We start from the raw sequence: 21,340 nt of genomic DNA on the forward strand, positions 1-21,340 counted from the left end.
TTACAATATTCAAATAGTGCCGTGATCAATCCTTGACAAATTTTACTATTTCATGCACTATCATGTGACAGAATTAAGAGGATAGACAAAAAAGTCATGGGCATCAATAATGAAACAGGCAATGATTCATGTATCACCGCCGGTTGCGATGTGGGGTCCCTCACGGCCAAGGCCGTGCTCCTGCGCGGCAATACAGTGCTGGCATCTTCCATCATACGGGTCAAACCCACGGCACGCCAGTCGGCCGACGCGGTAATGCATGAGGTTCTCTCTTCGCAGGGCCTGCGAATGGAGGATATTGATTTCTGCTGCAGCACCGGGTACGGGAGGCTGGAAATTCCCTTTGCCGGCATGAACATGAGCGAAATTTCCTGTCACGGCATGGGAGCCCACTGGGCGGAACCATCAATCCGCACCATAATAGATATTGGCGGGCAGGACTGCAAGGCCATCAACATCGACGACCGCGGCATGGTCACGGATTTTATCATGAACGATAAGTGTGCTGCCGGCACGGGCCGTTCCCTGGAAATGCTGGCCAGAACCATCGGCGTGCCTCTGGAAAAGTTGGGTCCCCTGTCGGCAAAATCCCGCAGACCCCTCATGATCAGCAACAAGTGCAGTATCTTCATGGAACTGGAAGTAATCGACGCATTATATAGAAGAAAAAAGCTCAGGGATATCGCCGGCGGTCTTTCCGATGCCGTTGCCCGGCGCGCCGTGAGCCTGGCAAAATCCCTTGTCATCACACCGCAGGTCTGTGTAACCGGCGGTGTTTCGAAAAACCAGGGGGTCCTCAGGCAAATCGAAAAACTCATGGATATCAGGCTTAAATCCCTCTCCATTGATCCGCAACTCATGGGCGCCCTGGGAGCTGCGATATTCGCCATGCGGGCACTGACAGACAAGAAAGACAACAAGGAGGCCATGAACATCCATGATAACGGCAGGAATTGATGTAGGGACACGTTTCCTGAAGATATCCATTGTAGACGGCACCGTGCTCATCGGTTCCGCCGTCGTGGAGATGAGGGGTACATTCAAAAAAACCTCAGTCGGCGCTTTTGACAGGGCTCTTGCCGCCGCCGGCATCAAAAAAAGAAATATAAAAAAAATAATTGCTACGGGATACGGCGGGCATCTGGTAAAAAAGGCTATTTATACCCTCAAGGATTCGGCCTGCATCGCCCGGGGAGCCTGGCTTCAGGACAGGAGAATAAAGACCGTAATCGATGCCGGGGGCCTCTTCATCAAGGTTGTCACCATAGATGAAAGCGGTTTTCTGGAACAAAGCTATGAGAACGAAAAATGCGCCGCCGGCAGTGGACGGTTCCTGGAGATGATCGCGGAATCCATCGATATTCCTTTCAGCGACATTTCACGATTCGCCGCAGATTCCATGAATCCCTATGTATCCACGAGCACCTGCGCGGTTTTCGCCGAGAGTGATATCATCACCCAGATCAACATGGGCCGCCATGGGGGAGACATCATCGCCGGGGTGATCAACTCCATCGCAGCAAAAACAGTGACACTGGTACAGGGAGCGTCAGCTGAAGGTCCCGTGGCCATCACGGGAGGACTGGCAAAAGTACGTCACTTCAGGGACGAACTCATAAAGCGCCTGGATCATGAAATCATCGACTGCCCTATTGATCCCCAGGTGCTGCCCTCCTACGGAGCGGCGCTGCTGGCCCAGGGGATTGAGCTCAACCGGCGGCATTGACAACCCCCGCCATGGAAAGGCGGTAAAATATATCGACCGCTATGATATTTACCAGAATTTGCCAACATAACACTTTATGAAGTTCCATCATTCCCGTCTTCACATGGTACAAGACAGGAAGAATATAAATGTATATGCTTATTCTGTAAGTATGTACAACACAAAATGAATTCCATGGGGAGATTTAATATGAGAGATGTTTATATCATCGCATCGCACACCATCCGTTTCGGACGGTACCTGGAAAAGACCATCCCGGAACTATCAGAAATGACCGTAACGCCCTGCCTCAAAGAGGCCGGTCTTAACAAGCAGGATATTCAGGCGCTGTGGTTCGCCAATTCAGCCTGGGGGGAATACCGACGACAGACCTGCATCCGGGCCCAGGTGGCTCTCCGGCCTATGGGCATCGACACCATTCCCATGACAAATGTGGAGAACGCCTGCGCCGGCGGCTCCACGGCCCTGCATCATGCCTGGATGGCTGTTGCAGGCGGGGTGCATGATATCACCATGGCCCTGGGCGCTGAGAAAATTTATGATAAAAATCAGGCCCTTGTGTTCTCCGGGTTTCTCACGGGAATGGATGTGGGCAACCTTATCAGCATCATGCAGGATTTTACCAAGTACAGTCTGACCGAACAGGATAGGACAGATATGAAGAACCACCGCGTCAAATATCCCATGCCGGTAAAAAGCGGCGGTAAAAAGACAAAATCCCTCCGGGACAAATATAAAGACATCCGCGATAATCTTGTGGTGGCCGTCAGGATCGGCGAAAGCATGGGTTATGATGTGCTGAAGGAATTACGAAAACTGGGTTCAGGCGACCATTCGCCCTTCATGGATGTGTACGGGCATGAAGCACGGAAGCACATGAGGAAATACGGCACAACCATAGAGCAGCTGGCCTTCATTGCCTCAAAAAATCATTTTCATTCCACTATGAATCCCAATGCTCAGTACCAGTTCGATGTGGCCTTCGAGGATGTACTGCGTGACAGGCTGGTAACCTGGCCCCTCACCCGATCCATGTGCGCCCCCATTGGCGACGGGGCCTCCTCAGCCATTCTCTGTGACGAAAAAACCGTGCGACGCCTGGGCCTCATGAGCCAGGCTGTAAAAATACGCGCCTCGGTTATGGGTTCCGGCAGGGCACGCCTGGAGGATGAGCCCAACATAGGCGAACGTCTGGCCCGACGGGCCTACGATATTTCAGGTACCGACCCCAAAGACATGAACGTGGCCGAGGTGCATGATGCCACGGCCTACGGTGAACTGCACCAGACCGAAAACCTGGGATTCTGCAAAAGGGGCGAAGGCGGGCATCTGGCTTTGAGCGGTGCAACTAAACTTGGCGGACGCATACCCGTCAACACCAGCGGTGGCCTTGAGTCCCGGGGTCATCCCATCGGTGCTTCCGGTCTGGGGCAGGTTCATGAAATCGTGACACAGCTCCGCGGAAAGGCGGGACAGCGCCAGGTAAATAAAGCACGACTCGGCATCGCTGAAAATGGCGGAGGTGCCCTGGGTGTTGAAGAGGCTGCCATGTGCATACATATACTTGAAGCGCCTTCCGGCAAATCAAAAAAATAACAGGCACCCTCTCAGGAGCGTTCTATCAAATCAATCAGAAAAAAGTAGAGAACAGGATAATAGGGGAGTAACCAATGAACAGATTGACAATCGGTAAAATCAGGATGATGAAAAACATGATGCGTTCCATCACCATCTTCCTCATAAAAGAATTCAGGAGAGGAACTCTCAGGGCCAACATCAGGGGCATTAAAAAAATGGAACTTCAGGAGGAAATGTCCTGGGGTGAACTGATAGAAGAGCAGGCCCGCAAATATGGAGAAAAGACATTCCTCATTTTCGAAAAAGAGACATACAGCTATGAAGATATGGATAAAAACGCCAATCGCATGGCCAATTTTTTCCTCTCGCTGAAAGGGGAAAAGGGAAAGGGCGTAGCCCTGTTCATGGAAAATTCACCACGTTTCCTCGATGTCTTCATTGGACTTCAGAAAATCGGCATGTATTCAGTCCCCGTGAACACATCACTCAAGGGCGACAGCCTGTTGTATATCCTGAACCACTGCGACGCTCAGTACCTGGTAATAGACGACATATATCTTGACCTATTGTTAAAAATAATAGACAGGTTTGAGAACATAAAAACCATCATCGTCAATAAAACATCTCATAATATTCAAGAGACTTCTGGCAAATATTATTCACTCCAGGAAGCCTACGGCATGTCATCGGTTAACCCGGAAACCGGATACAACAAAGAAGACATCTGCTTCATCACCTATACATCGGGAACAACGGGTCTGCCCAAGGGTGTCGTATACCGCTATAAAAAAACACCAGTCAAAAGCCTGTCCCTGGTGGCATACATGCTCTTCAGGAAAAAGGATATTCTCTATACCGCCATGAAACTCTTCCATGGCAACGCGCTCTTCGTCACCACGACCTGTGCCATGTGTGCCGGTTCCACCGTGGTCCTGTCACGGAAATTTTCCGCCAGCCGTTTCTGGGATGATATCCGTAAATATAAAATTACATCTTTCAACACAATCGGGGCCATGATTCCCATGCTCATGAAACAGCCGGAAACCCCCCTTGATAGAAAAAACAATGTCCGCTTCATCATATCTGCGGCATGTCCTGCAAACCTATGGGAACAGTTTGAGAAACGCTTCGGCCTCACCATCTATGAAGCCTACGGTGCAGTGGATGGCGGCGGCAAGATAATCCTGAACCTGGGGACAGCACCCGTGGGTTCCATCGGCAAACCGCCCATGAAAGTAATTCACAGGCTTGTGGACAGCGGAATGAATGATGTCCCCCTGGGAGCCGAGGGTGAACTGGTCTTTGCCGCCCCTAAAAACACCGGTAAAGGCAGCTCCGTTGAATATTACAAGAACGAGAAGGCCAGCAGTGAAAAATCAGACAGCGAATGGATTTTTACCGGCGACATAATGAAAAAGGATGAAAAGGGCTACCTCTATTTCGTAGGCAGAAATACGGAGTCTATGCGCATAAAAGGAGAAAATGTTTCAGCCTTTGAAGTAGAGCAGGCCCTGCAAAAACATCCCCATGTCATGGAAGCTGCAGTTTATGCCGTGCCGTCGGAACTGGCCGAGGATGACATTATGGCCAGCATAACTCTCGTTGAGGGCCAAAAGATTTCCGAGAGAGATATCCTTGAATTTATAAAGGATAACCTGCCGAAATTTGCCGTGCCGCGCTATGTGAAGATTGTTGATGAATTCGCTAAAACCGAAACCTTCAGGATTAAGAAGAAGGAGATCGAGTCCATGGGCATAGTTCCCGGCACCTATGATTCTCAACAGAATGCATTCCGGTAAGGGGCTATAACACAAAAATCAAAAAACCGGCGGGAGTCCTCATGGACACCCGCTTTTTTACTGTGATGAACAATCTCGACTGACGTCAGCAAAAGATGTCAGGGATTGAGGAATTTAAATACGGTAATAAGCACGGTAACCATGGTGAAACCCACGGTTATTAGAGCTGTTATCCTGGTGAAACGCTTTTCGAAAGATTCAAAACGCTTATCTACCTGTTCAAAACGCTTATCCATCAGTTCAAATCCCTGTTTCATAAGATCCCGCTGGTTCTTCAGTTCCTCTTCAACACGCACCAGGCGTTCCCGTATCTCCATATCCCGCTCATAGAAGGTCTTAGTATAATTCATGTTCGCAAGCCAATCAGGCAGGTTCTGCTGCACATATGCGCCGATCCGGAACAGGTCATCTTCTTTTAACGTCATCTTCTCTTCCCCACCTTTGTTAATCATAAGAAAATTTACTCCTTTTGTCAAGAATTATGGCTATATTAATGATACGAACGCGGTATACCTGAAGTTAAAATATTTTTGTTATCGATATAATGAGAGTATTGTCTCCTGGATATTATTCAGACAGAAATTCCGCAAAAGCTTGATTTTTATTATATTCAGATTTAATCTGGCATAATGAAATCGGCCCCATGCCCTGACAATGAAATTTGGCACAAAAAGCCATGAATAGCATGGTAGAATTTTGAACTAGAGAGGAGTCTATATGCGCAATAAAATAAAACTTCCAATCACCCTGATAGTATTTTTACTTATAATAATTCCTTTTTCACTTCTCCGGGCCTGGGACCTACATACCCTCATTTCATATCCCGTGTTCTCTTCCATGAAGGAAGTGACGAATCGGCCTGCGGTAAAAGCTGAAAGCCTGGAAAGTTTCCTCGCTGCCGTGGAAGGAGACCTGCAAGCTGCGTTGGAGAAGGAAGAGGCCTGGGCGCGGAAAAACATGGCCCATTATGCGCCCGTTCCGGAGGCTCTTGTCTTCAGAAAAACAGGAAACCGGGATGACATCATAAGACGCTTCACTGAAGCGATCAGGATAAATCCCTTGGCAAAACTGCGCCTGTACCTGGAACTTTTACCCGGCGAAAACACCGGCGGAAGACCCCTCCTGGCGCCCGAAGCAGTCAGCGTATTTCAGGATAATGAATGGCTCAAAGGCGTCACCCTTGTATCGCTCCGCGAGGGCGAAGCGGTGACTCCCCTGCAGGTCCTGGTATCGGCTAACGATGAGCCAGACCTGGGCCTCGACGTAGGACTCTATACCGACAATAAAACGGAATATGGACGGCGATACGGGTTCGGTGTCCAGCCCTTCGGCAACCCGAACCTGGAATACGGCAGCCAGGCCCCCTTTCACATGGGCTTCTATCATGAATCATCAGTTGTATTCAAGGCCGCCCCGTTTCTAAAACAGAGCTATCCCGAATACCGTATTCATCTCTACAAATCCCTGGCGGAGCTGGCCTTCCGTACCGGCCATGATTACTGGGGATGGCGATTCACGGGCTGGGGCCTTCACTACCTGACGGACCTGGCCCAGCCCTATCATGCCCAGGCTCTTCCCGGCGTGGGAACAACGCGGATGATCTTCATCAATCTCCTTGACATGATGGGAATTCACGGCCCGAAAAACAAAATGATCCAGATCGTCTCAAACCGCCACACCGCCATGGAAAAATTCGAACGTCTGATCCTTGAGAAGGCCTACAGGGAGAATAACAGTGCCTACTATCAGTTTCAGATCCTGGGAGGCGATCGCCCCATTCCTGCCTATAATGATTCCGTACCCCGAAATATAATCGCAGCAAAGGCAAGTGCCATTTCAGCGAACCTGGATGAGGCTATTGAGGACAACATGCCGGAACGCCTTGTCTCGGACCCGAAGTTCGAACTGGGAACGAGCCGGGAGCAGTATGTTTTACTGGATATAATCGCAAAAGAAAAGGGCGACGCATCGGTGAAAAAACTCGAATCAATGATGGGAAACATGCTGGAGCCCTTCTCTCTTTATGGTCGCGCCTATATCGTGGAGATACTCAAATCGAGCAACCGATAGGAAGTGCAGCAACAGACTCACCTTCCCGAGCCTTTCCAATGTATGCTCCGGCGTCCGGCGATTGCCGGACGCCGGAGCTCTATCTGTTATAAGAAAAAGCCTGAATATACACAAAAAATGCTTTTACCTGGACTCGTTTCGCATATATAATAAGGGAACCTCATTATTAGAGGTGCCCGTAAACAAGCCATATCATATCCAGGCAAGTGCATGAAAAAAATGACAAAAATAATTCTGGTTTTACTAACGATACTCTTACTGTGTACGGCAGTACTGTTGTTATGGCACTATTCTCCGGCTAAATACCATGAGAGTGATGGAACAGGCAGCAATGAAACTGTGCGTTTGGCCATGGCCTATGGTGTTATAACCACTCCCGTCCTGATCGCCTATGAAAAAGGCTTTTTCAGGGATGAAGGGCTCAACGTGATCATCACGGGCCGGTACAGAAGCGGCAAGCAGGCTTTTGACGCCATGCTGGCAGGCGAGGCGGATATCTCCACACCGGCCACGACGCCGGTGGTCCTTAACAGCTTTAAACGACATGATTATTCCATATTCGTGACCTATACAACTACCTATGAAGGCATCAAGATAATCGCACGGAAAGACCGGGGAATAACCACAGCTTCAGATCTAAAAGGAAAAAAAATAGCCCTCACCCGGGGAACTATTTCGCAAATCCTTATCGATTCACTACTGGGGTATCATAAAATCCTGCCTCATGAAGTCACGGTCATCAATTCCAGCACCCAGGAAATGATTGAGGCGCTGACAAAGGGGCGCGTTGACGCTATTTCCACATGGGAGCCTTACGCGAACCAAGCGCTCACCAAGCTGCACGGAATAGGAATTCAGATTCCCACATCGAAGGTTTACCGCGTTGCCATAAACCTGGCGGCCATGAACGATTTTATCAATACACACCCCGAGATTCTCCAAAAATTGATCCGGGCTCTGGAGAGATCCATTCAATTTATTAACAGTAACAGGCGCGAGGCACAGGAAACAGCGGGACGGATTCTGGACATGAATGTGGATGCTATAGATATTTTCTGGAATGACATCAGCTTTAAAATATCCCTCGATCAACTCCTCATTATTACAATGGAGAATGAAGCACGGTGGGAAATTGAAAACAGCAATAAGCAGATACCGAATTATCTGGATTTCATATATTACGACGCTCTTGTGAAAGTTAAACCGGAGGCAGTTACTATTTTCAGGGAGGCAAAATGAAAATCAGCACACGGCTGAATATCAGCGCGGGACTATCATTGCTTTTCATCTCCGCTTTTTTTATATTCCTCATCCATTCCTCTCACAACATGAACAGAGAACTGGAGAAATCCATAGTTGCTAATAATCTGGTTCAAGAATCAGCCAACCTGATTCTTTTGACCAACGATTACATGATGCATAATAATGAAAGAACGCTCAAGCAATGGCAGATAGTGTATAACAACATAAATAAAACACTGGAGCAAAACAGGGAATTATTTGCATTAAGCCCCATAAACAATGAAATGAATCTCCTTCATGGATATTTTCAGAGGCTTATCTCCGAATATTCTTTGAGGGATAAGCTTTTAACTAAAAACGAAAAACCGCTCGAAATAAAAAAAATAAATATCGCCATTACCATGCTCTCGGATCAGATGCAGGTAAATTCACAGGCTATTCTCATGACGGTATTCCGAATGAAAAAAGAGACTGACATGACTATAAAAAATATACAGGCCGGCATCAACAGGGCGATAATCATCGTTTCACTGATTGTTATAATTACTATAATTTTTAATTCCCTGATGACTATAAAGGGGATCGTAAATCCCCTGAAACACCTGATGAACTGGACAGATTCTATGCAGGAAGAAAAACTGGGAGACCCGATCGTGATAACCGAAGGGGAATCACTTCTGATAGGCGATGATGAGCTCAGCGAACTTGCAAAGTCCTTTAATCGAATGAGCAACCGGTTAAAGGACTCCTTTAACAGCCTCCAGGAAGAAATACGAACACGGCGAAAAACAGAAGAAGAATTAAAGGAATACCGCGATCACCTGGAGGATGTGGTCATGAAAAGAACATCGGAACTCTATGAGGCCAACCAGGATCTGGCTGCTGCCAGAGACAGAGCGGAAACCGCCAACAAGGCAAAGAGTGAATTTCTTGCCAACATGTCCCATGAAATACGCACACCCATGAACGCAATACTTGGACTCACGGAAATTCTGAAAAATAATGAAGAAAACGCCAATTCACTCCGCCACCTTGAGTCCATTAATTCAAACGGGCTCATGCTTCTCAACCTCATAAATGACATTCTCGATCTTTCAAAAGTAGAAGCGGGAAAACTTGTAATCCTCCCTAAAGCAGTCGACATCAGATCCCTGATCGGTGAAATAGAACTGCTCTTCAGCGGAATAATTGAGGGCACGGGACTGCAGTTTATAGGAACAATTTCACCCGATACGCCTGTCACACTCATGCTGGATAATATCCGCCTGCGCCAGGTGCTGATCAATATCGTGGGCAATGCTTTGAAATTCACCGAGTCGGGATACATAAAACTTACAGTCCTATGCCGGCCATCGGATGAGACCGTTGAAAAAAGATGCGGACTTTCAATTTCCGTTGAAGATACGGGTACGGGAATACCCGAAAATATGCTGAAAAAAATATTCGAGTCCTTCGAACAGCACCGAACTGAGCGGACAAAGGAGCAGGGAGGTGCAGGCCTGGGCCTTGCCATTTCAAAAAAGCTGATTGAAATGATGGGAGGAACTATCACGGTTTCCAGCGAAGAAGGAAAAGGAAGTACATTCACCATTGAGTTAAAAAATGTTGAAATAGCAGCTCCCGTTGACGCAGTGCAGAATGAAAAACCGGCCCGCACCGACCCTGAGTATAGGATACTGTCAAAAAAATTAATTCTCATTGCCGATGATATTGAAATCAATCGTGAAATCATAATGGAATTCCTTAATCCCTATAATTTTACATTTCTTGAAGCGGAGGACGGTTATAAAACGATAGACCTGGCGCGCCGGCACCATCCCGACCTCATTCTTCTGGACATGAAAATGCCCAGACTGGATGGATACAAAACAGCGGAAATTATCAAGAATGATGACAACCTGAAATCGATTCCCCTCATTGCCGTTACAGCGTCAGCCATGACGCTTGAGGAGGATAAAATAAAAGGTATGTGCGACGCTTATCTGAGAAAACCATACAGCATGAATGACTTAAAGCGGGAAGTTATGCGCTTTTTTACCGATGACAGTGCAGAAACAATTTCCCATGAAGAATATTGACCGGACATCGTATCCCCACCTATCATTCTCTACCTGGTATTATGCATCTTCCTTCATCACCGCCCGGTACTCGCTGGGCGTCAGGTTCGTCTGGCGTTTGAACTGGCGGTGGAAGTGAGTCAGGTTGTCAAATCCCACATGGTAGGCGATGTCAATTATCTTCGCCTCCGTATCGGCGAGGAGGTCCTTTGCCGCCTCGATTCTCCTGGTATTGATATAGCTTGATATATTGGTCCCCGCCACCTTCCGGAACACCTGCCCCATGTAGTCCTCGTTGAGGCCGAACTTCTTCGAGAGTTCCTTCCGGTCATATCTTTCGCGGTAATGGTCGTCGAGATATTCTATGACCTCGTTTATCACGTCACGCGGTTCAGGTTTGCTGTCGGTTTTCTGCATGGCGTTGATCATACGCTGAAAACGCTGTGATTTCTTCAGCAGCGCCGAATAAAGATTATCCTTTTCCCTGCGCGTCCTTTCGAATTCATAGATGTAATACACGCTGAAAAGAGTAAATACCAGGGGCACGTGCATGAATATGACCAGGGGAAGCTCGTTGAACCGGAATGATATTAGATACCAGGAATTGCGCATAACAGAGATTGGAACGGGAATCGCTATGAAAAGAAAGTACCAGTAGCCCCGGGGATCCTTTCTCGCCGAATTAAAGAACAGAAAGGCCGAGGAGAATATGAAGATGTTGATCAATACAATGGCCGCAAACCCGCCATAGCGGATCAGGACTACCGTAGATGGTGAAAAAGCGATCAGTCCCTCTACAACCGCCAGCAGCAGGGAATAAATCGTTACGGTATACCTGTTACACGAATTGAGAAACTCACCGACGCCCAGAAAAACAAAAAAGTTAGCAAGGACATAGAGGGACAGGAACAGCTTGTACCTGACCAGGCCGTCCAGGGAAAAAGGCGATTCAAGAGTGAGAAGATTGCAGAGAAGGGTTAAAAGTACAATAATAGAAAAATAAAGATATTCTCTTTTTTCCCTCCTGGTCATATACAGTATGAGAAGACCAAGAAAAAAAAGCATGTTGAAAAAGAGAGATACAAAATTGGTAATCATGGGACCGAAGGCCTTCAGGTAATAAGAAAAATAGTCTGACGAAACATCGGCAAGTTCAACGGAACCGCTTATCCCGTTCAGCACATGGGAATATATTCTCAGTGCCACCACGTTATTCCCGCCGTACCGGATAAGGGATGAAGGAATATGATACACACGGGGATTCTGCCAAGACATGTGATAGGCCAGGCCTTTCCCGGGAATAACACCGGTGCCGCCTATTTGCTGGCCATTGAACCAGGCCTCGTCGGCTATACCGATCCTGCCCATGACCAGGGAAAGCAACCTGCCCTGCCATTCACTGCCGATGATAACTTTTTTCCTCAGCCATATGGTTGAGGTCAAATCATCATTTTTTTCAATGGTCCGTCCCCAGTCGCCCGGTATAACCTGGCCGGGGAAACGGCTATCATCAAAATCCGGACTGGCATACTCCGGTGAATCGGTTATGATTATCTTCCATAATCCCGACAGATTAAGCGCATTTATGCCTGTATCATGTTCGGTTGTGCAGGCAGTCATGAGAACGAGCATCAAAAAAGATACCGCGCCCAGGAGGTAATAATTTCGATATGTCACTGTTCCCTTCACATGAGTACTCCATCGATGGGATTTGTTTAAATCTAGCATACATTCCTAACCTGTCAATCATTGTTATTTCTCAATGCGCGCTTTTCCACCTGTCAATATTTAATTGACAGGGGTCCTTTTTCATGAAAAACTGAAGAAAATATATAAACATCAGGGAGTGAGTATACCATGAACACACAAACGGGCTCACCGCATTATCTCCACAAATTTTTCTATCCCGAAAGCCTTGTCGTTATAGGTGTTTCACTGAAACGCATCAACCTGGGTAAAATTATAGTCATGAACAATAAGAACATCGGGTATACGGGACGCCTTTACGGCATCGGCAGGGATGAAGGAGAGGTAAGCGGCGTACCGGTTTATAATGACCTGTCGAAAATACCTGAAATACCCGACGCGGCCATCATCATAACCCCGGCCAAAACCATACCGGCCATCATGACCCAGTGCGGTGAAAAGGGAATAAAACATGTTGTCATCGAGTCGGGAGGCTTCAGTGAGTATTCCCGCGGCGATCACAGCCTTGAGCAGGAGGTCCTGGAAGCAGCCCGCCGCTACGGAATCCGTATCATCGGGCCCAACTGCATCGGGACCATCAATATAGAAAACCACCTGGCCATGCCCTTTGCCATTTTCAAGGGATCGGGCATGATATATCCGGGTCCCATATCCATCATCTCCCAGAGCGGCGGCGTCGGAGACACCTATCTCCGCATAGCCATAGAGAATCACGTCTTCTTCAACAAGTTCGTGGCCACGGGAAACAAGCTCGACCTGGACGAGGTTGATTACCTGGATTACCTCATGCAGGACCCGCAGACAAAATCCATTTTCATGTACCTGGAGGGTTTCAGCCGCGGCCGTGAATTCTTCGACCTGGCCATGACCTCGGAAAAGCCCATCGTGGTGCAGAAGTCCAACCGCTCCGCCATGAGTGCCGGCATCGCCCAATCACACACCGCTGCCCTCTCGGCCGCTGACGATGTAGTAGGATCGGCCCTGCACCAGGCAGCCGTTATACGCGTCAAGGACGAATCAGAGCTTATCGTCGCTGCAAAAACTCTGCTCCTGCCCCTCATGAAAGGGAAACGTGTCGCAGTCCTTTCACGGTCAGGGGGCCATGCCGTCATCACCGTGGATGCCTGCTACAAGTACGGCTTCGAACTCGTCCCTTTTCCCGGCGAATACCTTGAAAAAATAAAAACGTTATATGATACAAATATCATCGCCCACCAGAACCCGCTGGATCTCGGCGAGATATTCGATTACACCATATTCATAAAGATTCTCGAGGAAACCCTTAAACTGGACAACGTCGACGGTATTATATTCAACCATGTGTACCAGTCAAGCTACGAGGCCGAAATGTCCCGCACCTTTCTCAACGGCGTGCAGGAACTGACGGCGAAGTACGGGAAACCCGTGGCCGTTACCCTCATCTCCGATGCCGATGAAATTCTCGACATCCAGAAAAATCATCCATTCCCCACTTTCACCACACCCCTGCAGGCCACCACGTCACTCTGGGGCTCGTATTACTACTACACGCGCCTCAGGGACCGGAACGGCAGGGGCAAACCAGTGGAATATCCCGTGAAAAACAATCAGATCGATTCCATCAAGTCACTGTGTCTGCATGAGAAACGGATTCCCCTTACCAACGAGGCCCTGGAGATATGCCGGGCCGTCGGCATTGAACCGGTAAAGCAATGCGTCATACAAAACGAAAAGGATGCACGGGGCTGCAGCCTGACCTGGCCCGTTGCAGCAAAGCTCCTCTCGCGCGACGCCTCACACAAAAGCGACGTGGGCGGTGTACAGCTTGATATTAATTCGACGGCAGAACTTGAAAAGGCCGTGAAGGACATGACAACCTCCATTTCGAAACTTCCAGGCAGCCCTGCCATGGACGGATTTCTTGTCCAGGAGATGGCGCCAAAGGGCGAGGAATTTTTTGTGGGCGCCAGCCGGGACCCCGTGTTCGGCCCCATTGTGGTGGCGGGATTCGGCGGCATATTTATCGAGGTGCTGAAGGACCGGGCCATCCGCATTGCTCCCGTAACGGAATTAGAGGTGCGGGAGATGCTTAACCAGCTGAAGATGGCGCCCCTCCTGAAGGGTGTACGCGGCAGGCCCGCCCTGGATGTGGATGCCCTGACGGATCTCATCTGCCGCGTCTCGTGGCTCATCCATACACGGAGCGATATCCACGAGCTGGATCTGAACCCCGTTATAGTGCATCCCGCGGGAAAGGGCCTTTCCATTGTGGACGCCCGTGTCTTTTTCGGTTGACGGAAATCGAAATTGACAGTACCTTGAGGCAAGCACAGAGTCAGAAAGCAGGGAGATGCATATATGCCTTTTAAAAGAGCGCGGAATTTATTCAGCATAGTTTATCTGGTCTGCGCTTTTTTAATTACAGGCTGTGCCGGATTCTACGACTACGCAACAAAAGGCGTGCCCCTGGTCTATGCCTTCTCCTCCGACGGCGGCATCCTCACCATCCATATAGCAAGCGAGGAGAGCCATTACGCCTTTGAGCAAACCTTAGCCTTCACCCCGAGCGGCATTTCGGTCAACGGCCGCAGTCAGATAATGGCATGGGACGCCTCAACCACCTATGTAAGCCAGGACGGTTTTTCCAGCCTGACTTCGTGGACCGGCTCCCCCTTAGAAGCACCGATTGGTCTTAATGATAATTTCATATTACCGGACAATTCCGACTTTATGACATTCGACATGGACACAGGCACCTGGACATTGGCACATACTTTTTCCGGTGCGGGCTCTCCCATCACGAACATATTTCAGGGTCAGGGACAAGAAGCATATTTCTGTGTAAACAACGCTCCTACCTCGCTCGACATCTACAGGCTATACGAAAGCGGCTCCACGCTTGTTTCAAGCAATACCTACCCGACCATGCCCGGATCTTTCACGACCGGATTCCGTTACGGGGATACTTTTTATCTGTGCAACACCATAACCACTCTTGAAAACGTATTCGTCGTTAAAAACGGAGTGGCCACTTCTCTCAATCCGACCTTTGTGTCCGGCAACAGTGTTTCAAGCATAGCCGTAACCGAAGCGGGCGGTATTTATTTAATCGTCAATACCGGCGGCGCCTTTGAATTAAGACAGATTTCGGCCGTTGATACGATAATAACGGTTATCTCCCTGGGAACGAGCGGGTCCTTCACCATGCCCCCCCTGGGCAGGAACAGGCTGGTTATCGCGGCAAACAGTGCAGATACGGGCTACAACGGCCTGTATATCTTTGATATCGAAAAAAATGCCATCACCACACATTTTACCGACTCAGACACCTTTGCAGTATGCGCGGTGTATTAAAAATTTCCAGGGAGGAAATCAAAGCATGACACTAACTTTTACAAAGGGCGAACGGGATGCCCTGATTTTTCACCTGACATTCACCCTTTTCAGTATCATGATTCTCGCCGCACCCTTTAATCTGAATGTCGGGCCCCGGCTCCTGATACTCACAATTTTATACAACCTGAGCCTCCCCCTGGCGGCAAAGCGCCTGGGACATACAGAATGGTTTCTGCCGTGGCTCTTTTCCTTCTGCGTGAGCCTGTTCCAGGTTTTCCCCGACTGGTTCCTTTCGGCGGCCCTGGATATTCTCGCATTTCCCGAGGACGGGCTCTTTAAAATCGGTACGGTCTCGGGATACATGCCCTTCCTATGGACCATTCCCATGTTCTTGGTGATCTATTCCGCTGAAAGAATAAAAAACCGTAAAGGCAATGCTGCATCATACCTGACAGCAGCCCTGGCGGCCCTCATCATCTTCGGCGGATCGGAGCAGACCATGTGGATACTGGGATCGTGGTACCCGAAAAATGTCACCCTGGTGAGCCACACGGCTATTTACATACTCATTCCGGAAATGCTCCTGGGACTCTTCGGCTATTTCATGTACAGGGTCGTGGAGGGAAAAAACAGATGGTCCATCATACCGGCGGCCTTTGCCGTCATGCTCCTGTACCTGGGAGCGGCCTCTTTCTTCTATCTGATGATTGAAAAGGTGATTCTGGCATGACAACATGGTGTGCAGACACGGTTAGTAGTGAACGGTTTGAAACCGTTCACTACTAACCATAATACCGTTCGCTACATGCCGCAAAACCGTTAAATTCAAAAAATGCCTTTACTTATTCGTTTCCGCAGCCTTTGAATATTTCAGAACATAGACGAACCGCATAAGGTTTCTTTCAACGGCGTTGATAATAACACCTCCGCCAAGAAAGGCCGATTCGATAAAACACTTGCATCCCTTTTCCATAACCTGGGCCACGGCATGGGCTTCATCGAAGTTGCTGCCGCCGCAGAGGGCCCCGTGATCTGCCAGGAGCACGCCGCTGCGGCGGCGCAGTCCCTTGAGGACGGACCGGATTTCTTTCTTACCCGGTGTTACAGTGAATGCGGCCACCTTAGCCGATGCGCCCACTATCTGGGCCATGTCATCGAGCATGGGCCGCACCTCGTGCCCCGCCTTTGAAGCCGTCATTATGTTAAGCTGCGTCGCATGCACCAGGGCATTCATTTTTTTCTTTTTCAGATAAACAGCGGCATGTAGAATATACTCCGGCGACGGCTTTGTTTTGCCTCCCCAGGAGAAATCCTCGAGACTCACGGCAACCATGTCATCGGGGCGGCATTTACCGGGGTCGGCGTTTTCCGGTGTGATGATCATACAATCGCTGAATCGGCAGCTTATAACGCAGCCGGTTCCCTGGATAACTCCCTCTTCGGCGAGTTTTTCCATCCACCGGCATACCTGCTTTTTGGTTTCTTCCAGATTCATGGATTACCTCTTCGCATATTTTTTCAGATAATATTCATGCATGCGCTTCACATCAAAGGCGCCGCTTTCTCCGGCTTCCTTCATGTACTGCTTCTCGATGTAGGCCGCGCACATCTCTTCAAGTTTTTTTGAGACCATGAAGGCCTCGTTCATGTCGGCCCCGGCGCAAACGGCACCGTGGTTTGCCATGAGAGCTGCCTTGCGTCCCTGCAGCGCGGCTGCCGTACCCCGGGCAAGTTTCCCCGTTCCCGGCAGGGCATAGGGGGCCACCCTGACGGAAGAACCGACCAGGCGCGCCATCTCATCATCAATGGCCGGGACCTCCTTCCGGGCCGCAGCCACCGTGGAGGCATTCATCTGGTGCGTATGAACAACAGCGCCGATACCCCTGTCCAGTTTATACACCTCGGCATGGAGACCCTTTTCCGATGAAGGCTTAATGTGGCTGTCATAGCTGAGATCAGCGATTTTCACTAAAACAATATCATCGGGCGTGAGGTCCTCATAGGTCCTTCCGCTGGGGGTTATGACAAAACTGTCATCATCGACCCGCACGCTGATATTGCCCCAGGTCCTGGCCACGAGTCCTTCCTTCAAAAGCTTAATGCCCGCTTCACACACGGTTTTTTTCGCCTGTTGTATATCCATGATCGCTCTCCCTGTTATTTCACGCCCTCGATATTTTTAAATACGCGCTCGAAACGTTTCAGGGCGTCATCGATGACCGCATCACTCTGCGTGGCATTGGTATAGAGACGGCTCCCCGCCAGAGTAACCACGCCCTCGGCCATATAGGCGCAGCCCATATGTTCCATAATCACTTTCCGCTCCTTGGCTCCCTTAATGGTGGCGGAAATAGTCCATGGTTTTTTCCAGTTCACATCGAGGAGCATGGTTCCTACGGTTTCCAGATGGCAGATGGATCCCTGATTGAAGGCCACGAAGGGAAGATTGTATTTATTGATGAGGCTCTGGAGCCCCCTGGTCAGCCTGTCCCCGGCCCTTCCTGCTTTTTCAGCTGCATTCTGCTTTTCCATTTCACAGATGGTGAAATACCCCGCAGCCGAACTGAGCGGATTGGCCGCCATGGTTCCTCCCACAAGGGCCTTCTTCTGTTTGCCTCCGGCGATTCCGGCCGAAAGGAATTTCATGTATTCTTTCTTGCCGGCGAGTCCTCCAGCCGATGGATAGCCGCCAGCCAGGACCTTGCCGAGAACCGTGAGGTCCGGTGTCACACCGAAATAGCCCTGTGCCCCGCTGAGACCAATACGGAAAGCCGTGACGACTTCATCGAAAATGAGGAGTGCCCCATATTTATCACAAAGCTGGCGCACCTGCTGGTTGAAATCCTTATCGAGTGGGCGTGTACCGCTTTCAGGACCGATGGGTTCCATGATGACGGCAGCCGTGCCTCCACGGAATTTGTTCAGCCACAGCCGCCGCTCGAGGGATTTGATGTCATTGGGATAAAATTCCTGCGTATACTTGAAACAGTTTCGGGGAACACCGTGGGCTTCCAGGTGCATGGTCCCCGGTAAACGGATGCCGTAGGCCAGCTGATCGCTCCAGCCGTGATAAGCACCACCCATCTTAATGATATATTTCTTCTTTGTTGCCAAACGGGCCACGCGGATAGCGGCCATGTCAGCCTCGGTACCGCTGCCCAGCATGCGGAGCATATCCACACCGGGCATGAGTTCGGCTACTTTTTTCGCCAGCAGGTATTCGTACTCATGAAAAAGACCGGTAACGGGACCGCATGTTTTCAGAAGCTCCATGACCTTGTCACGGACAACTTTCGGGTTGCTTCCCAGGACCGTAGGTCCCCCTGCCTGGAGAAAATCGATGTATTTATGCCCGTCCAGGTCGTAGAGATATCCTCCATCTGCCTTTGTAAAAACAAGGGGAAAGGGGTGGTTGAAGGCCAGATTATGCTGCACCCCCCCGGGGATATATTTCACGGCCTCGTCGATCATGGCTTTAGACTTCTTACATTCCCGGTAAAACCACTGCTCATAGGACTCCAGGGTTTCCTTTTTCAGCGTCCGTATGGGACTGCTGATCAGTTTATAGAGCTGCCGGTAAACCTCTTTTGTATCAGGGTATTCACTTATGGCAAAACCCGTGGTTTGCATTGTTTCTTTCTTTGTTTTTCCCTTTGTTTGTTTCATTGGTTCCTCCTAATCCTTTCATCGGCGGTCTTCCGGACTTTAACAGTATGATGAAGTGCCGTGACTACCCCTATCCGTCATATCCGTTTCATGGACGACGGGTGCGGTTATTCCGCTCTTCCTGACATAGTATGTATCAATAAAAATGCCCCTTGTCTTATCACAACCTGATTAATCATAAATTGGATACCATGAAATCAAACCAGGTTGCAACAATTTTCAGGGATATTCCCCATCTGTAAACAATTTACTCCGGGAAAAGCAGTATCCCTACTGTCATATTTTACCTCTTTTATTCAGCCTGTCTATTGAAATATTTTACCATCGTAGCTATCCTGATAATATATGCTTTTATTGAGAACGTCCATGTATATCACGGAACTCCAATTATGACAATTATCAACCGGCGAAACAATCCCAGAAGGCAGGTAGAACGAAGGTATTCTGAGCGCAGAGCACGGAGTAGAAGGAGTATAGACCTGGGAATTGCCGGAAGAGGAAGCTTCAGAGAGCGTTCCCCGAACGACCGCCGCCTGATGGAGCGGCGCCTTCATGACCGGCGCGACACGGATCGGCGTGTTGAAAACAGGGGAAGGTCTTTTTCCGCCGACATCACCGGGCGGGAGGGAAAGGACCGACGCCGCCTTGAAAGGAGAGGGGAGCAGCGCCGATATTCCGATCGCCGTAGTACAGCCAGCATCATCAGCCTGGCGATGAACCTCTGTGAGCGGAAACAACACGACCGACGAAGCAATGAACGCCGCAGTATTGATCGCCGCGACATGGACCGCAGGCTGACGGAAGAGGATTGATATCCGCAACCCTTTCATTCATTATTAAAATAAAAGGGCCGGTTGCCTGAATCCACCCCGATTAATATATTCGTTTAATGAGGCCCGTTCAAATCTCTCTCGGGAAAAACCGGTAGATATTTTACCGCAAGGATATAGAGAAAAACCATGCTTACAAAAATCCCCGCTGTTACAAACACTTCCTGCGCCGAAGGAATATATGTATTAAACCTGCGCCAGGGAAAGCAGGGAACCGCGCATCCTCTTATGGTAAGCACCAGTTTATTGATGATCATTGCCGTCACTCCTGAAGCGGCGCCTGCCAGCATGCAGACATCCCTCTTTTTAAAACCATTTAATAGTACGACAGAAACAGCCAGAAGAACAAGCTCCACCACGAGCAGATACATGCCATTGATACCACTCCAGAGTTCCGGGAAGCTTCTATCTGCAAGCGGAACATAATAGAAAGCCAGAATACAGATATCCACAATTCTCAAAATTAAAAATATTAAAAAGACATTGCCTGATATTCCCGCAAGCTTCCCGTAGGCGGCTCGCGGAATGGATTCCCTGCCGACTTTTATTTCATAGAAGCGTGTGACAAAAACAGTAAAAGATGATCCTGCCGCCATGGCCCCGATGATAGACAGAAAAAAAAGATGGGGTCCGTACCATGCCGGGCGCGCATAGAGTACGCCGAAAAGCCCTCCCAGGGATCCCTGGTGGAAAAAGGAAAGAAAGGTTCCCGTTGCCGCCATTATCCACATCATCTTATGGAGATAGTGTCCCGCCTCCCGCAGAAACCGGTATTTTGCCAGCATCCGGTTTTTCAGAACAACCGGTGTAAATTCCACGCAGAGTATACACAGGTACATGAGGACGCAGAAAGCCACCTCGGTCATCATGGAAACAGGCATCAGTCCTCTCCCCCAATTAGGATAGATATAGAGAAACCACGACCGAACAGGCTGGCCCACATCGAAAATAATAAAAACCGGCGTAAAAACATAACAAAGGAGACCAATTAGCACGGCCGAATTCACCAGGGGCTTTAATTCATCGATATGCAGAATGTAAAACATGAAACCGGTAAAAAATGCACCTCCTCCCAGGGCAATGAGACCCAGATCGCCCACAATCCACAAAGCCCAGGGCATATGATTGCTCATCCCTGTGCAGCCGAGCCCACCCAGTAAAACCTGAATTGCCGAAATGACGAATCCGGCTTCAATAATCAGTGCGGCATATATGACTACTCTCGTCTTCAGATTATATGAATTGATCCTCCCAATCAATCCCTTCACGGTCACTCTCTCCATGGCTAACCTCACAATTTCAACTATTAGAGTAATTACTCTACACAAATACATGTCTAGAGTATATACT

Annotated in this window: 17 protein-coding genes; 11 read left to right on the forward strand and 6 right to left on the reverse strand. The window is 49.1% G+C overall.

Annotation, left to right across the window (positions count from 1 at the left end; translation table 11 throughout):
- Positions 1–96 precede the first annotated feature (96 nt).
- The 4 genes from CVV44_05045 to CVV44_05060 all read left to right on the forward strand — a co-directional run bounded on the left by CVV44_05045 (position 97) and on the right by CVV44_05060 (position 5,103).
- A complete protein-coding gene (locus CVV44_05045; GenBank protein ID PKL39590.1) occupies positions 97–957 on the forward strand; it encodes a 2-hydroxyglutaryl-CoA dehydratase in 861 nt (286 codons plus the stop codon).
- A complete protein-coding gene (locus CVV44_05050) occupies positions 938–1,726 on the forward strand; it encodes a hypothetical protein (GenBank protein PKL39591.1) in 789 nt (262 codons plus the stop codon). The genes CVV44_05045 and CVV44_05050 overlap by 20 nt, the downstream gene beginning before the upstream one ends.
- A gap of 189 nt (positions 1,727–1,915) precedes the next feature.
- The gene (locus CVV44_05055; GenBank protein ID PKL39592.1) at positions 1,916–3,322 is read left to right on the forward strand and encodes a thiolase; all 1,407 of its coding nucleotides are present in this window, start codon (positions 1,916–1,918) and stop codon (positions 3,320–3,322) included.
- 74 nt (positions 3,323–3,396) lie between these two features.
- Positions 3,397–5,103: an AMP-dependent synthetase gene (locus CVV44_05060; protein PKL39593.1), complete on the forward strand. Its 1,707-nt coding sequence runs from the start codon at positions 3,397–3,399 to the stop codon at positions 5,101–5,103.
- 98 nt (positions 5,104–5,201) lie between these two features.
- Here CVV44_05060 and CVV44_05065 read toward each other — a convergent pair whose 3' ends face one another.
- The gene (locus CVV44_05065) at positions 5,202–5,528 is read right to left on the reverse strand and encodes a hypothetical protein (protein ID PKL40121.1); all 327 of its coding nucleotides are present in this window, start codon (positions 5,526–5,528) and stop codon (positions 5,202–5,204) included.
- 292 nt (positions 5,529–5,820) lie between these two features.
- On the opposite strand from CVV44_05065, the gene CVV44_05070 reads away from it, so the two are divergent.
- From CVV44_05070 to CVV44_05080, 3 genes are all read left to right on the forward strand, one after another.
- The gene (locus tag CVV44_05070; GenBank protein PKL39594.1) at positions 5,821–7,173 is read left to right on the forward strand and encodes a hypothetical protein; all 1,353 of its coding nucleotides are present in this window, start codon (positions 5,821–5,823) and stop codon (positions 7,171–7,173) included.
- A gap of 210 nt (positions 7,174–7,383) precedes the next feature.
- Positions 7,384–8,412 (forward strand): hypothetical protein, encoded by a 1,029-nt coding sequence (locus tag CVV44_05075; protein PKL39595.1) that lies wholly within the window; start codon positions 7,384–7,386, stop codon positions 8,410–8,412.
- The gene (locus CVV44_05080; protein PKL39596.1) at positions 8,409–10,493 is read left to right on the forward strand and encodes a hypothetical protein; all 2,085 of its coding nucleotides are present in this window, start codon (positions 8,409–8,411) and stop codon (positions 10,491–10,493) included. The genes CVV44_05075 and CVV44_05080 overlap by 4 nt, the downstream gene beginning before the upstream one ends.
- Positions 10,494–10,532: 39 nt before the next feature.
- Here CVV44_05080 and CVV44_05085 read toward each other — a convergent pair whose 3' ends face one another.
- Positions 10,533–12,200, reverse strand: coding sequence for a hypothetical protein (locus CVV44_05085; GenBank protein PKL39597.1), 1,668 nt, complete (start codon positions 12,198–12,200; stop codon positions 10,533–10,535).
- 129 nt (positions 12,201–12,329) lie between these two features.
- On the opposite strand from CVV44_05085, the gene CVV44_05090 reads away from it, so the two are divergent.
- The 3 genes from CVV44_05090 (at position 12,330) to CVV44_05100 (ending at position 16,224) form a co-directional block, all read left to right on the forward strand.
- Positions 12,330–14,453 carry a hypothetical protein gene (locus CVV44_05090; GenBank protein ID PKL39598.1) on the forward strand — a complete coding sequence of 708 codons (2,124 nt, stop codon included), beginning with the start codon at positions 12,330–12,332 and terminating at the stop codon, positions 14,451–14,453.
- A gap of 63 nt (positions 14,454–14,516) precedes the next feature.
- Positions 14,517–15,512 (forward strand): hypothetical protein, encoded by a 996-nt coding sequence (locus CVV44_05095; GenBank protein ID PKL39599.1) that lies wholly within the window; start codon positions 14,517–14,519, stop codon positions 15,510–15,512.
- A 25-nt stretch (positions 15,513–15,537) separates the two neighbouring features.
- Complete coding sequence (locus CVV44_05100; protein PKL39600.1) at positions 15,538–16,224, forward strand: hypothetical protein; 687 nt, start codon at positions 15,538–15,540, stop codon at positions 16,222–16,224.
- 108 nt (positions 16,225–16,332) lie between these two features.
- On the opposite strand, the gene CVV44_05105 is transcribed toward CVV44_05100, so the two are convergent.
- Genes CVV44_05105 through CVV44_05115 form a run of 3 tightly spaced genes read right to left on the reverse strand, consistent with a single transcriptional unit; the run spans position 16,333 to position 19,124 of the window.
- Positions 16,333–16,989 carry a hypothetical protein gene (locus tag CVV44_05105; GenBank protein PKL39601.1) on the reverse strand — a complete coding sequence of 219 codons (657 nt, stop codon included), beginning with the start codon at positions 16,987–16,989 and terminating at the stop codon, positions 16,333–16,335.
- A 3-nt stretch (positions 16,990–16,992) separates the two neighbouring features.
- A complete protein-coding gene (locus CVV44_05110) occupies positions 16,993–17,637 on the reverse strand; it encodes a class II aldolase family protein (protein ID PKL39602.1) in 645 nt (214 codons plus the stop codon).
- Positions 17,638–17,651: 14 nt separating this feature from the next.
- Positions 17,652–19,124 carry an aspartate aminotransferase family protein gene (locus tag CVV44_05115; protein PKL40122.1) on the reverse strand — a complete coding sequence of 491 codons (1,473 nt, stop codon included), beginning with the start codon at positions 19,122–19,124 and terminating at the stop codon, positions 17,652–17,654.
- A gap of 425 nt (positions 19,125–19,549) precedes the next feature.
- Here CVV44_05115 and CVV44_05120 point away from each other — a divergent pair, with 425 nt between their 5' ends.
- Positions 19,550–19,972, forward strand: coding sequence for a hypothetical protein (locus tag CVV44_05120; GenBank protein ID PKL39603.1), 423 nt, complete (start codon positions 19,550–19,552; stop codon positions 19,970–19,972).
- A 74-nt stretch (positions 19,973–20,046) separates the two neighbouring features.
- Here CVV44_05120 and CVV44_05125 read toward each other — a convergent pair whose 3' ends face one another.
- Positions 20,047–21,324 (reverse strand): molybdopterin oxidoreductase, encoded by a 1,278-nt coding sequence (locus CVV44_05125; GenBank protein PKL39604.1) that lies wholly within the window; start codon positions 21,322–21,324, stop codon positions 20,047–20,049.
- Between the last annotated feature and the right edge of the window lie 16 nt (positions 21,325–21,340).

This window comes from Spirochaetae bacterium HGW-Spirochaetae-1, from assembly GCA_002839375.1.
GTDB lineage: Bacteria > Spirochaetota > UBA4802 > UBA4802 > UBA5550 > PGXY01.

What these genes read in the sequence shown, in the direction of transcription:
- CVV44_05045 (PKL39590.1), top strand. Translation starts at nt 97, where the DNA reads ATGGGCATCAATAATGAAACAGGCAATGATTCATGTATCACCGCCGGT.
- CVV44_05050 (PKL39591.1), top strand. Translation starts at nt 938, where the DNA reads ATGATAACGGCAGGAATTGATGTAGGGACACGTTTCCTGAAGATATCC.
- CVV44_05055 (PKL39592.1), top strand. Translation starts at nt 1,916, where the DNA reads ATGAGAGATGTTTATATCATCGCATCGCACACCATCCGTTTCGGACGG.
- CVV44_05060 (PKL39593.1), top strand. Translation starts at nt 3,397, where the DNA reads ATGAACAGATTGACAATCGGTAAAATCAGGATGATGAAAAACATGATG.
- CVV44_05065 (PKL40121.1), bottom strand. Translation starts at nt 5,528, where the DNA reads ATGACGTTAAAAGAAGATGACCTGTTCCGGATCGGCGCATATGTGCAG.
- CVV44_05070 (PKL39594.1), top strand. Translation starts at nt 5,821, where the DNA reads ATGCGCAATAAAATAAAACTTCCAATCACCCTGATAGTATTTTTACTT.
- CVV44_05075 (PKL39595.1), top strand. Translation starts at nt 7,384, where the DNA reads ATGAAAAAAATGACAAAAATAATTCTGGTTTTACTAACGATACTCTTA.
- CVV44_05080 (PKL39596.1), top strand. Translation starts at nt 8,409, where the DNA reads ATGAAAATCAGCACACGGCTGAATATCAGCGCGGGACTATCATTGCTT.
- CVV44_05085 (PKL39597.1), bottom strand. Translation starts at nt 12,200, where the DNA reads ATGCTAGATTTAAACAAATCCCATCGATGGAGTACTCATGTGAAGGGA.
- CVV44_05090 (PKL39598.1), top strand. Translation starts at nt 12,330, where the DNA reads ATGAACACACAAACGGGCTCACCGCATTATCTCCACAAATTTTTCTAT.
- CVV44_05095 (PKL39599.1), top strand. Translation starts at nt 14,517, where the DNA reads ATGCCTTTTAAAAGAGCGCGGAATTTATTCAGCATAGTTTATCTGGTC.
- CVV44_05100 (PKL39600.1), top strand. Translation starts at nt 15,538, where the DNA reads ATGACACTAACTTTTACAAAGGGCGAACGGGATGCCCTGATTTTTCAC.
- CVV44_05105 (PKL39601.1), bottom strand. Translation starts at nt 16,989, where the DNA reads ATGAATCTGGAAGAAACCAAAAAGCAGGTATGCCGGTGGATGGAAAAA.
- CVV44_05110 (PKL39602.1), bottom strand. Translation starts at nt 17,637, where the DNA reads ATGGATATACAACAGGCGAAAAAAACCGTGTGTGAAGCGGGCATTAAG.
- CVV44_05115 (PKL40122.1), bottom strand. Translation starts at nt 19,124, where the DNA reads ATGCAAACCACGGGTTTTGCCATAAGTGAATACCCTGATACAAAAGAG.
- CVV44_05120 (PKL39603.1), top strand. Translation starts at nt 19,550, where the DNA reads ATGACAATTATCAACCGGCGAAACAATCCCAGAAGGCAGGTAGAACGA.
- CVV44_05125 (PKL39604.1), bottom strand. Translation starts at nt 21,324, where the DNA reads ATGTATTTGTGTAGAGTAATTACTCTAATAGTTGAAATTGTGAGGTTA.